Below are 12,660 nucleotides of genomic sequence, written 5' to 3' on the forward strand. Positions count from 1 at the left end.
TTCGTGCCCGGCCTGCCGTTTACCTTTGGGAGCGGCTATCATGCCCGACATGAGGATTCTCGTCGTTGAGGATGACCCGGAGGCCGCCGCCTACATGGTGAAGGCCTTCCAGGAGTCGGGCCACGTCGCCGACCACGCGCCGGACGGCATCGAGGGCTATACGCTCGCCCGCGAGGGACTCTACGACGTGCTCGTCGTCGACCGCATGCTGCCCAAGCTCGACGGCCTGTCGCTCATTCGCTCGCTCAGGGAGCAGGAGGTGGAGACGCCGGTGGTCATCCTGTCGGCGCTCGGCCAGGTCGACGACCGCGTCAAGGGTCTGCGCGCCGGTGGCGACGACTACCTCGCCAAGCCCTATGCCTTTTCCGAGCTGCTGGCGCGGGTCGAGGTGCTGTCCCGCCGCCGGCATGTGCCGTCGGCCGAGCAGACCACCTATCGGGTGGGTGCCCTGGAGCTCGATCGCCTGTCCCATCGCGTCACCCGCGCCGGCAACGAGATCGTGCTTCAGCCGCGCGAGTTCCGCCTGCTCGAATACCTGATGAAGCACGCCGGCCAGGTGGTGACGCGGACGATGCTGCTCGAGAACGTCTGGGACTACCACTTCGACCCGCAGACCAACGTGATCGACGTGCACGTGTCGCGCCTGCGCGCCAAGGTCGACAAGGGTTACGATACGGCACTGATCCACACCATTCGTGGGGCGGGATACATGGTCCGTGACAGCGCTCGGTAAGCTTTTCCGGACGACTGCGTTCAAGCTGTCGCTGATCTACCTCATCGTCTTCGTGCTGTTTGCCGGTTTCGTGCTCGGCTACGTCGCCTTCAACGCGCGCGAGCTGCTGCTCGATCAGGTTCGTTCGACCATTGCGGCCGAGACCAGCGGTCTGGCGGAGCAGTACCGGCTGGGGGGTATCCGCAGGCTGATCCTCATCGTCGACCGACGCATCCGCCGTCCCGGTGCCTCGCTCTATCTGGTGACCACCTTCGCCGGCGAACGCCTGGCCGGCAACGTCGGCGATCTGCCAGCCGAAGCCCTGGACGATGCCGGAACGCGCGTCATCGAATATTCGCTCGCCACCGAGAGCGAGGAGCGTCGCGTCGCCGGCCGGGCCCTGGTCCAGGTCTATGTGCTGCCGGGTGGCTTTCGGCTGCTCGTCGGCCGCGACCTGGAGGAGCAGGACCGGCTGCGCGAAGTCATGCGGCGGGCGGTGGGGCTGTCGCTCGCGCTGATCACGCTGCTTGCCGTGGTGGGCGGCTGGTTCATCACCCGCCGCGTGCTGAAGCGCGTCGACGACATGACCGCGTCGGCGCAGACGATCATGGCCGGCGATATCGCCGGCCGGTTGCCGGTCGTCGGCACGGGCGACGAGCTCGACCGTCTGGCGCAGAACCTCAACGCCATGCTCGACCGCATCGGCGAGCTGATGAGCGGCTTGAAGGAGGTGTCCGACAATATCGCCCACGACCTCAAGACGCCGCTGACGCGCCTGCGCAACCGCGCCGAGGAGGCCCTGCGCACCGCCAAGACGCCGGAGCAATATGCCCAGGCGCTGGAAGGCACGATCGAGGAATCGGATAATCTGATCCGGATCTTCAACGCGCTGTTGATGATCGCCCGTCTGGAGGCCGGCGGCGGCACGCGCGAAACCATGACGGATTTCGACGCCGCCGAGGTCGCGCGGAGCGTGGCCGACCTCTATGAACCGCTGGCGGAGGAAGCGGGCATGCCCATGACCATCGACGTGCAGGACCATCTGCCCGTGCACGGCAGCCGTGAGCTGCTGAGCCAGGCCATGGCGAACCTGGTCGACAACGCCTTGAAATACGCGGCGCCTGAGACCGCGTCCGCGCTTGCCGACGCGGACGCCACGGCGGCGAGCCCCGGTGGCGCACCGGCGCCGCCGGCGCCCGACACCAGGGCCCGGCTGTCGGTGACCGCCAGCCGGCAGGGCGATCGTGTCGAGCTGGTGGTCGCGGATCACGGGACGGGGATCCCCGACAATGAGCGGCAGCATGTGCTGGAACGCTTCGTGCGCCTGGAAGGGGCCCGCAGCCGGCCGGGCTTCGGCCTCGGGCTGAGCCTGGCGTCGGCGGTGGCGCGCCTGCACGGCGGCACGTTGCGGCTGGAGGACAACCAGCCCGGCCTGCGGGCGGTGATCGAGCTGCCGCTGAAGGCCGCAGCATGAGCGCGCGCACCGGAGAGCCGCCGTCCGCCATGGCCGCGCTGTGCGATCGCATCGTCGCGGCGCCGCAGCTCAGCCACCGCCGCAAGGCCGAAGCGGCGCTGGCGGAACTGCTCGACGGCGCCGACGGCAGCGGCCTGGCGGCGGTCGTCGATGCGGCACCGAGGCTGCGCGATCTGCTGCTCGGCGTCCTCGATCATTCGCCGTTCCTCTCCCGGCTGGCGGTCGCCGATCGCTCGCGCCTGCTACGCCTGGTCAAGGCCGTGCCGGAAGCCGCTCATGCCGGGCTGGTGGATGCGGCGGCCGCCGGCTGGAGGCATGCGGCCGACGCCGACGAGCTGATGCGGCAGTTGCGCCTGCTGCGCGCCGAGGCCGCCCTGCTCGTGGCGCTGGCGGATCTCGGCGGCCTCTGGTCGGTCGAACAGGTGACGGCGGCGCTCACCGCCTTTGCGGACGCCTGCGTCGGCTCGGCCATACGCTTCCTGCTGGCGGAGCAGGGCCGGCTCGGGCGCATCGTGTTGCCCGATCCGGCCGATCCGGAGGCCGGCTGCGGCCTGGTGGTGCTGGCGCTCGGCAAGCACGGCGCGGGCGAGCTGAACTACTCCAGCGACATCGACCTGGTCGTCTTCTACGACCCGGCTGCCCCGCTGCGGGAAGGCCTGGAGCCGGCGCCCGTCTTCCTCCGGCTGACGCAGGGGTTGGTGAAGCTGCTCCAGGAGCGTACCGCGGACGGCTATGTCTTCCGCGTCGACCTGCGCCTGCGTCCGGATCCCGGCTCGACCTCGGCGGCGATCTCGCTGCCGGCTGCTTTCACCTATTACGAGACCGTAGGGCAGAACTGGGAACGGGCGGCCTTCATCAAGGCGCGGCCGGTCGCCGGCGATCTTCCGCTCGGCGCCGGCTTCCTGTCGGACCTCGGCCCGTTCATCTGGCGCAAGTACTTCGACTTCGCCACGATCGCCGACATCCACGCGATGAAGCGGCAGATCCACGTGGTGAAGGGCCACGACGTCATCGCGCTGGCGGGCCACGACATCAAGCTCGGCCGCGGAGGCATCCGCGAGATCGAGTTCTTCGTCCAGACGCAGCAACTCGTCTTCGGTGGGCGCCGGGCGGCGCTGCGCGGCATGCGCACGCTCGACATGCTGGGCGTCCTGGCGGCCGACGGCTGGATCACGCCGCAAGCGCGCGACGATCTGAGCCAGGCCTATCGTTTCCTGCGCCGCCTGGAGCACCGGCTGCAGATGGTGGCCGACCAGCAGACGCAGCGTCTGCCGACCGAAGCGGCCGAGCTCACCGACATCGCCCGGTTCTCGAGCTTCGCCTCCACCAAGGCGCTGGGCGAGGCGCTGACCGGGGTCGCCCGCACCGTTCAGCATCACTATGCGCTGCTCTTCGAGGAGGGGCCGGCGCTGGCGACGGAAGCCGGCAGCCTGGTGTTCACCGGAACGAGCGACGATCCCGATACCCTGGAGACGCTGACGCGCATCGGCTTCCGCGACCCGGCGCGCACGGCCGAGACCATCCGCGGCTGGCATTTCGGCCGCCGGGCCGCGGTGACGAGCGCGCGCGCCCGCGAGGTGCTGACCGAGCTGACGCCGGCGCTGTTGGCGGCGCTCGGCCGCACCGCCGATCCGGACGGGGCCCTTGCCGCCCTCGACGCAGCTTTCGCCCGCATGCCGGCGGCGGTCGAGCTGCTGTCGATGCTGCGCTCCAACGAGCGGCTGCTGAACCTCTTCGCCGACCTGCTCGGCTCGGCACCGCGGCTTGCGGAGATCGTGTCCGAGCGCCCGCATGTGCTCGACGTGGTGATCGATCCGGCCTTCACCGAGGACGTCGCCGACCTCTCGCATCTGTCCGATCGCGTGCGCGCCCTGATCGGTGAGCCGGCGGGCTTCGAGGAGTTCCTCGACCGATCGCGCGACGCGATCCGCCTCGTCACCTTCATGGTGGGGGCGCGGATGCTCTCCGGCCTCTACGCGGCCCGGCGGGCGGGGGAAGCCTTCACGATCATTGCGGAGGCGGCGGTCGCCACGTCGTTCGAGGCGGTATCGCGGGCCTTTGCGGCCGAGCACGGCGTCGTGCCCGGCGGCCGCGCCATCGTCCTGGGTCTCGGCCGGCTCGGATCGCGCGAGATGACCGCGTCGTCGGACCTCGACCTCGTGCTGCTCTACGACTACGACGCGTCCGCGAGCGAAAGCGACGGGGCGCGGCCGCTGCACGCCTCCGTCTACTACAACAGGCTGACGCAGCGGCTGCTGAGCGCGCTCACCGTGCCGACGCGGCGTGGCCGCCTCTACGACGTCGATATGCGTCTGCGGCCGGAGGGTCGGACCGGTCCCGTCGCCACCCAGTTCAAAGGCTTTCTCGCCTATCACCGGGAGGGAGCCGAAACCTGGGAGCGCATGGCGCTCACACGCGCCCGCGTCGTCGCCGGCGACGCCGGGCTGGCCGATGCGTTCATGGCCGAGCTTGCGCCGATCCTGCGCCGCGGCGGCGGCGCGCGCGCCGTGGCCAAGGATGTGAGCGAGATGCGTGCCCTCGTCGCCAAGGAGAAGGGCAGCGCCGACCCGTGGGATCTGAAGCTGAACGCCGGTGGGCTGATGGACATCGAGTTCATCGCCCAGTTCCTGGTGCTGGCCCACGCCGCGGACGTCCCGTCGCTGATCGTGCCGGAGCCGATGGCCGTGCTGGCGGCGGCCGAGCGTCATGGCGTCGTCGAAGCGGACGACGCGACCCTCCTGCGTGACGCCCACGAGCTGTTCACCACGGTGCTGCAATGGCAGCGGCTGGCGGTGGAGGGGGCCTTCGACGCGAAGCGCGTCGCGCCGACGGTGCTGGCGCGCATCGCAGCCGCCGCCGGGTTGCCGGACGTGCGCAGGCTCGAAGCGCACCTGGCCGAGACGCGCAAGGGGGTCCGCCGCGTGTTCGAGCGTCTGCTCAGCTGAGCGGGAGAGCTACAGGTACTTGTAGGCTTCCGCGATGTTGCGGTCGAAGGTCGCGACATCCGTCCCGGCGTCGGCGGTCGCCTCGGCGATGACGCGGCCGAAGGAGATCTTGCCCGGCGGCGGCCACGTCGCCGGATCCCACAGGCTGGATCGCAGGACCGAGCGGGCGCAGTGGAAGTAAGCGCGCTCGACGTGGACCCGGGTCACCAGCTTGGCTGGCTTGCCCCGTGCGCTCAGGCGCTCGCAGACGTCGGCATCGTCGATGATCTCTCCCGTGCCGGTGACGCGCAGGGTCTCGCCCGTGTTGGGCACCATGAAGATCAGCGCGATCGCCGGATTGGCGATGAGGTTCTCCAGTCCGAAGGCGAGGTTGTTGCCGATGCGGTCGGGGATGAGCAGCGTGCGGTCGTCCTGCATGTGGACGAAGCCCGGCGCGTCACCTTTGGGGCTGACCTCGAGCACGCCTTCGGCGCTGGTCGTCGCCATGACCAGGAATGGCGAGGCGGCGATGAAGTCGCGCCCCTGACCGTCGATATGATCACGGATCTTCGTGGTCCTGCCCGTCGCGGGGATGACCCGGCGCAGCTCCTCCACCGTCGTGATCGTTGCCATTGGCGTCCTCCGTCAGAGCTCTCTCGCTCCGGTGCGCGCGTCGACCGCGCGACCCGTCGCGGCGAGACTGCCCGAGGGTGGGGGAAAGGTCGAGCGCCGGAAGCCGCTGGCGCCTCGTGGTCGCCCCGGCCGGAGCACCGGAGAGCGGCCGGGCGGCTGCCGCTCAGGCGGCTGCGGGCAGCCCGCCGTCGACGGCGCCGTTCACCGGCAGATGCACCAGCACCACCGTTCCGGTGCCGACGCTGGAGCGGATCTTGAGCGAGCCGCCGTGCATCTCTGCGAGCGACTTGGTGATGGCAAGCCCCAGGCCCGCGCCCTTGTAGGTCTTGTCGAACTGGCCTTCCGCCTGCTCGAAGGGGCGGCCCAGCTTGGCGAGCGCGTCGGCGGGGATGCCGATGCCGCTGTCCTCCACGTAGATGTTGGCGGAGCCGGCGATCGCGCGGGCGCGGATGCAGACGCGGCCGCCCTCCGGCGTGAACTTGACCGAGTTGCGCAGCAGATGGACCAGAATCTGGTTGAGCGCCCGCGGGTCGGCGTGGATGCGCAGCTCGCTGGGCACCTCGAGGCTCACCTCGAGCGACTTGGCGGCAGCCGCCTCCCGCACCGTATCGAGCGCCATGGACACCACCTGCTCGACGGCGACCTGCTGCTTGTCCAGCCGCATCTGGCCCGCCTCGATCCGCGACATGTCGAGGATGTCGTTGACCAGCCGCAGCAGATACTCGCCGCTGGTGCGGATGTCCTGGCAGTATTCCTCGTATTTGGAGCTGCCCAGGGCGCCGAAGATGCCGGACTCCATGAGCTCGGAGAAGCCGATGATGGCGTTCAGCGGTGTGCGCAGCTCGTGGCTCATGTTGGCCAGGAACTCCGACTTCGCCTGGTTCGCCGCCTCGGCCTTACCCTTCTCCTCCAGATAGCGCTCGGCGAGATCGGCGAGTTGCTGGGCCTGGGCCTCCAGCGTCTGGCGCGAGCGGCGCAGGTCGGAGACCGTCTGCAGCAGCCGCCGCTCGGAATCGACCAGTTGCTCCTCGTGGCGCTTGAGGGCGGTGATATCGGTGCCGACGGACACGTGGCCGCCGTCCTTCGTCGGCCGCTCGTTGACCTGCAGCCAGCGGCCATCGGTCAGCTGGGCCTCGAAGGTGTTGCCGCCCTGGGCCTTGGTCTGGCTCGGCAGCTTGTGCGTGTGCACTACGGACAGGCTGCCGGCTTCCATCACCTCGTCGTAGCTGCGGCCCGACAGCGCCATGTCCGGCGGCAGCCGGTGCAGGCTCTGGAACTTGGAATTGCAGGTGACGAGCCGGTTCTCGCGATCCCACAGCACGAACGCTTCCGAAATGCTCTCGATGGCGTCGCGCAAGCGGTTGTCGGACGTCTGCTTGAGGCTCGCCATGCGGCGCTGCTCGGTGACGTCGACCGAGATGCCGATCAGATGCGGCCCGTCGCCGTCGTCGCTCTCGACCAGCTCGCTGCGATGGCGCAGCCAGACCCAGGTGCCTTCGGCGTTGCGGATGCGGAACTCGTAGTCGACCGTCGTCGCCTGCGACGACACCAGCATGTCGGCGAGCGCGTACAGATCGCCGTCGTCCGGATGCACCAGGGCGTTGATCTCGCCGAAGGACAGGAACTCGTCGTGGCGATGGTAGCCGAGCAGCGCGTACATGCTGTCGGACCAGTAGATCCGGCCGCGGGCGATGTCCCAGTCCCACAGGCCGCAGCGGCCGCGGTTGAGCGCGGTGTCGACCCGCTCCTTGACGCGCTCGCAGATTTCATCCGCGGTCCGGGCGCGCGCCGACTGCATGAAGTAGGCGATCGCAATGGCGATCAGCACCAGGCTCACGGTGATCAGCAGCGTGCCGTGGTTCCAGGTGCGGGCCTTCCACGAGCCGAGCGCTCCCGACAGCGGATGCACGACGGCGACCTGGCCGAGCGGAGCGGGCAGGTTGCGGACGGTGGCGACGGCCCAGTCGCCGTTGGCCAGCGAAATCAGCATGACGCCGGCCCGGTCGGCAAATGTGGTCAGGGGCTGGGCGTTGCCGAGAAGGTCGCTCAGCGTACCCGCCGGCGGAATGATCCCGTGTGGGGTGACGGCGACAATGGTGCCGCTGCTGTCGGAAACGGCGGCGAAGCGGCCGCTGACGAAGGCGGAGCTCGGAAGGCTCTTGTCCAGGAGCGCCCGGGCGCCAGCGGCGTCCAGGGGAGCCTCGGCCGCACGCGCCGTCGCCTGAGCGGCGACGGTGGACGCCACAAGGTCGACGGCGGTGATGCTGTCGTCGATGGTTTCGGCCCGCGTGTCCAGGGCCTGAATTGTTGCGCTTGCAACCAGTGTCGCCAGAAAGACCCCGAGCAGTGTCGGGACTGCCAGCTTGAGCCAGGGCTCGGCCGCGACCAGTCGCCCGAAGGCCGGGTGAGTGATAGATCTGGCTACGCCTAGAATCGTCGCCGCGCGTGCAGGGTCGCACGCCGTCGCGGCTTGGCCGCGCGCCATCGGTGGCCCCCTTCGGAATCCTCAACCAGATACAGGTCGATGTGCCGCATCTTCCCGAATCGAGGCCATCAGAGTCGTGTTCGCCCTTTTTGTCCAGAGTGTTGCGGAATGGTTACCGGACAAGATTCGATTAAAGTTAACGACGAATCCGCCCGGCAACACGGGGCCCCGTAGGGCGAGCTAGATGTGGGTGATCGTTACGGTTGATAGTCTATATCTAGCCTGGTGAGTGCGCGACCTAACCGAGCGAGCGCGAGGCGATATCCGCGACGTCTGGGGATAACTTGTCGGCGCCGGCGACCCGCTTGAGCGCCGCCTCGGCCTTCAGGCGCCGGCCGGGTTCCAGCATGCGCCAGGTGCGGAAGGCGGTGAGCAGCCGGGCGGCCACCTGCGGGTTGAGCGGATCGAGCTTCAGCACCACCGCGGCCAGCAGATCGAAGCCCGCGCCATCCGTCCGGTTGAACTGCGTCGGGTTGCCCATGGCGAACGACCCGATCAGCGCCCGGGCCCGGTTGGGGTTGGTCAGCGTGAAGATCGGGTGTTCCATCAGGCGCTTGATGCGGTCCAGCGTCTGCGGCTCCGGGATCATGGCCTGCAGGGCGAGCCACTTGTCCATGATCAGCGGGTCGTGCTCGAACTTGGCGGCGAAGGCGTCGAGGGCGTCCTCCCGGCTGGGACCGGGGAGCAGGGACAATGTGGCCAGGGCGGCCATGCGGTCGGTCATGTTGTCGGCTGCCGCGTAGCGCTCGGCGGCCAGGCGCTCGCCGCGCGCCGGGTCGGCGGCGGCGATCAGGTCCAGGGCCGTGTTACGCAGCGCCCGCCGTCCGGCGTTGGCCGCGTCCGGGCTGAACGCCGCGGCCGACGACAGCTTGGCGTGGAGATGCTCGAGGGTGGGAAGCAGGGCCTCGCTCACCTGCCGCTTCACGCTCCGCCGGGCACTCAGGATCGCGTCCGGATCGACGTCGCGGCCGATCTCCCGGGCAATGTCGCTCTCCGTCGGCAGCGTCAGCACCTGGGCGGCGAACGCCGGGTCGCGCTCCGCCGCCGCCGCCGCGAAGTCCGCGAGCGCGCGCACCAGGCGGTCGCTCGGCGGCAGGCTGCGGCCGCCCTTCTCCGCCTCGGTGCCCTTGATCAACTGGCGGATCAGCACCGTCTGCACCGCCTGCCATTGGTTGAACGGATCGCTGTCGGCGGAGAACAGGACCAGGAGCTCGTCGTCGGAGAGATCGATATCGTAGCGAACCGGCGCGGAGAAGCCGCGCAGCAGCGACGGCACGGGCCGCTCCGTGACGTTGTGGAAGGTGACGCTGGCTGCCGCCTCGTCGAAGATCAGCACCCCGTCGCGAAGGGCCACGTCGTTGTCTGCCACCAGCGGCAGATCCTGGCCGCTTTCGCCCACCAGGCCCATGGCGATGGGGATGACGAGCGGCTTCTTCTCGGCCTGCCCGGGCGTGGGCGGCGTGGATTGGCGCAGGTCCAGCCGGTAGGTGTGGCTGGCCTCGTCGTAGAACCCGGAGGCGGTGAGTATGGGGGTGCCGGCCTGCCCATACCACTCGGCGAAGTGGTCGAGCGAACGTCCGCTGGCCTCGGCGAAGCAGGACAGGAAATCCTCGATGGTCGCGGCCGTGCCGTCGAAGCGCTCGAAATACAGATCCATGCCCTTACGGAAGACGTCGTCGCCCAGCATGGTCTTGAGCATGCGGACGACTTCGGCGCCTTTCTCGTAGACCGTGGCCGTATAGAAGTTGTTGATCTCGCGGTAACGGGTGGGCCGCACCGGATGGGCCAGGGGGCCGGCATCCTCGACGAACTGGGCCGCTCGCAGCGTCCGCACGTCGGCGATGCGCTTGACCGGCCGCGAGCGTTCGTCGGCCGAGAATTCATGGTCGCGGAAGACGGTCAGCCCTTCCTTGAGGCAGAGCTGGAACCAGTCACGGCAGGTGATGCGGTTGCCCGTCCAATTGTGGAAGTATTCGTGGGCGATAACTGCTTCGATATTGGCATAGTCGCTGTCCGTCGCAGTATCCGGGCTTGCCAGAACGTACTTGTCGTTGAAGATGTTGAGGCCCTTGTTCTCCATGGCCCCCATGTTGAAGTCGGAGACCGCGACGACATTGAACACGTCGAGATCGTATTCGCGGCCGAACACCCGTTCGTCCCAGCGCATCGAGCGCGCCAGGGCGTCGAGCGCATAGGTGGCGCGCTCGCGCTTGCCCTCCTCGACGTGGATGGCGATGTCGACGCGGCGTCCTGACCGGGTCGTGTAGGTCTGCGATACGGTGTCCAGGCGCCCGCCGACGATGGCGAAGAGGTACGCCGGCTTGGGGTGCGGGTCGTGCCACGTCACGAAATGGCGGCCGGTGCCCGGCACCACGCCGGCGTCGGCGCGATTGCCGTTGCCGAGCAGCAGCGGGGCCTCGTCGACCGCGGCTTCGATCCGCGTCGTGTACACCGACAGCACGTCGGGCCGGTCGAGAAAGTAGGTGATCCGGCGGAAGCCCTCGGCTTCGCATTGGGTGCAATAGACGCCGTTGGACCGGAACAGGCCCATCAGCTTGGTGTTGGCCGTCGGATTGATCTGCGTTTCGATGCGCAGCTCGAACGGCCGCTGCGGCGGCGCGTGCAGCGTCAACCCTTGCGGCGAGACCGCGTAGGCGCCCGCGTCGAGGGGCGCGCCGTCGAGGCGAAGGTCGTCGAGGCGCAGTTCGTCCCCGTCGAGCAGCAGCGGCGCGTTCGGCTGTCCGGCCGGATTCGGCCGCAACGACAGCAGCGCGGTGACCTTCGTCGCGTCCGGGTCGAGATTGAAATCGAGGTCGACGGCGTCGATGAGGTAGTCGGTCGGACGGTAGTCCTCGAGGCGGATGACGGGCGTGGAATCGGTGCGCATCGAGTGTCCTGGATTAGGGGAAGGAAAAGCGGCGCCGGCGGCTTCGGTGCATCGAGGCGTCCCTCACGCCCCGCGCGAGGCGTGCGCCGGGGCTTGGCGCCCGGCGGCGAAGATCGGGACGGTCGTCACGGTGAGCTGGCATGGTCCGACGGCACACTAACCCGCTTGAAGCCCGGGAAGGCGAAGAAAATGAGGCCGGCCACGGCCGCGTTCAATAGGCCGAGCAGCACGACGAGTGCCGGCGCCTGGACGCCGACCGCCTGCAGCGTCGCAGTGACGAGCGCCGCGACGGTCATGAACAAGGCGTTGAGCACGTTCGTGCCGGCGACGATACGCGCCCGCCGCGCGCTCGGCGACCAAGCCTGCAGCGCGGCGAACAGCGGCACGACGAAGAGGCCGGCGGCGACGGCGAGGCCGACGAAATCGACGGCGAGGCGCAGGCCCCAGAGTTCGCCAAGCAGCTCGGTCACGCCCACGGTGCGCGAGGGCGTGCCGAAGCCGTTCGTCGCCAGGCCGAGATCGAGCGCGAACCCTGCGATGAGCGCGGCGGCAACCGGAACCGGCCACAGGATGATGCGGCCCCGCGCCAGCAGGGCGGCGGCCGCGGAGCCTACGCCGATGCCGATCGAGAACAGGGCCAGCACCAGCGTCACCACGTCCTCGCTGCCGCCGAGATTCTGCTTGACGAGGGTGGGCGCCAGCGAGAGCGTCACCGCGCCTGTGAGCCAGAACCAGCTCACGCCCAGGGCTGCCCCCAGCAGCCGTCGCTCCTCCGAGAGACCGCGCATCAAGGCCGTGGTCGATCTCAGGATGTTGAGCCGGACGGCAAGTGTCGGCGCCGCTTCCCCCGTGCGCGGGATGAGGAGCGACGAGCCCCAGCAGAGCAGGGCGATCACCACCATCAGCAGCGCCACGGTGCCTTCGTCGCTGCTGCTGACCGCCAGTCCGCCGGCGATCGTGCCCCCGAGGATGGCAAGGAACGTGGCGCCCTCGATCAACGCGTTGGCGGCCGGCAGTTCCTCGGAGCGCAGGTGATCGGGCAGGATGCCGTATTTGATCGGCCCGAACAGGGCGGCGATGACCCCGAGCCCGAACAGCGCCCCATACATGACCGGCAGGGAATGGGCGTAGAGCCCGGCTGCGGCGATCGCCGCGACGGCGATCTCGACGGCCTTCACGCGCCGGGCGACGAACGACTTGTCGAAGCGGTCGGCCATCTCGCCGGCCACGCCCGAGAACAGGAAGAACGGCACCACCAGGAAGGCGTTGGCGAGCGTAACCAGGGTGCCGGCCTGGGCGCCTCCGAGCTTGAACAGCACCAGGATGACCAGGATGTTCTTGACGAAATTGTCATTGAAGGCGCTGAAGAACTGGCACCAGAACAGCGGCGCGAAACGCCTGGCCAGCATGAGGCTCGCGAACATGTGAGACCCGTTGGAGGGATCGGATAGGCGTGCTGGCGCTGATTCGTCCGCAGCGCACGGCGAGCGGCGAAGGCCCGGCCGATGCGGCCAACATAGCATCATGCGGTGGCGGCGATAGCAC

At 69.0% G+C, this 12,660-nt stretch carries 7 protein-coding genes; 3 read left to right on the plus strand and 4 right to left on the minus strand.

Features of this window, described 5'->3' with window-relative positions:
* Positions 1 to 49 precede the first annotated feature (49 nt).
* The 3 genes from ACZ5PO_RS23975 to ACZ5PO_RS23985 are packed head-to-tail and all read left to right on the plus strand — an operon-like array spanning position 50 to position 5,131.
* Complete coding sequence (locus ACZ5PO_RS23975) at positions 50 to 733, plus strand: response regulator transcription factor (protein ID WP_464197008.1); 684 nt, start codon at positions 50 to 52, stop codon at positions 731 to 733.
* On the plus strand, positions 717 to 2,186 hold the full coding sequence (locus ACZ5PO_RS23980; protein WP_464184396.1) for an ATP-binding protein: 1,470 nt from the start codon (positions 717 to 719) through the stop codon (positions 2,184 to 2,186). The genes ACZ5PO_RS23975 and ACZ5PO_RS23980 overlap by 17 nt, the downstream gene beginning before the upstream one ends.
* Positions 2,183 to 5,131 carry a bifunctional [glutamine synthetase] adenylyltransferase/[glutamine synthetase]-adenylyl-L-tyrosine phosphorylase gene (locus ACZ5PO_RS23985; protein WP_464184399.1) on the plus strand — a complete coding sequence of 983 codons (2,949 nt, stop codon included), beginning with the start codon at positions 2,183 to 2,185 and terminating at the stop codon, positions 5,129 to 5,131. The genes ACZ5PO_RS23980 and ACZ5PO_RS23985 overlap by 4 nt, the downstream gene beginning before the upstream one ends.
* Before the next feature lie 9 nt (positions 5,132 to 5,140).
* On the opposite strand, the gene ACZ5PO_RS23990 is transcribed toward ACZ5PO_RS23985, so the two are convergent.
* From ACZ5PO_RS23990 to ACZ5PO_RS24005, 4 genes are all read right to left on the minus strand, one after another.
* Positions 5,141 to 5,743: an MSMEG_1061 family FMN-dependent PPOX-type flavoprotein gene (locus ACZ5PO_RS23990; RefSeq protein ID WP_464184401.1), complete on the minus strand. Its 603-nt coding sequence runs from the start codon at positions 5,741 to 5,743 to the stop codon at positions 5,141 to 5,143.
* A gap of 163 nt (positions 5,744 to 5,906) precedes the next feature.
* Positions 5,907 to 8,228 (minus strand): PAS domain-containing sensor histidine kinase, encoded by a 2,322-nt coding sequence (locus ACZ5PO_RS23995; RefSeq protein ID WP_464184403.1) that lies wholly within the window; start codon positions 8,226 to 8,228, stop codon positions 5,907 to 5,909.
* A gap of 238 nt (positions 8,229 to 8,466) precedes the next feature.
* Complete coding sequence (pepN, locus tag ACZ5PO_RS24000; RefSeq protein WP_464184405.1) at positions 8,467 to 11,115, minus strand: aminopeptidase N; 2,649 nt, start codon at positions 11,113 to 11,115, stop codon at positions 8,467 to 8,469.
* 125 nt (positions 11,116 to 11,240) lie between these two features.
* Positions 11,241 to 12,539: an MFS transporter gene (locus ACZ5PO_RS24005; RefSeq protein WP_464184406.1), complete on the minus strand. Its 1,299-nt coding sequence runs from the start codon at positions 12,537 to 12,539 to the stop codon at positions 11,241 to 11,243.
* Between the last annotated feature and the right edge of the window lie 121 nt (positions 12,540 to 12,660).

It is taken from the genome of Chelatococcus sp. KU-N122 (assembly GCF_055391085.1).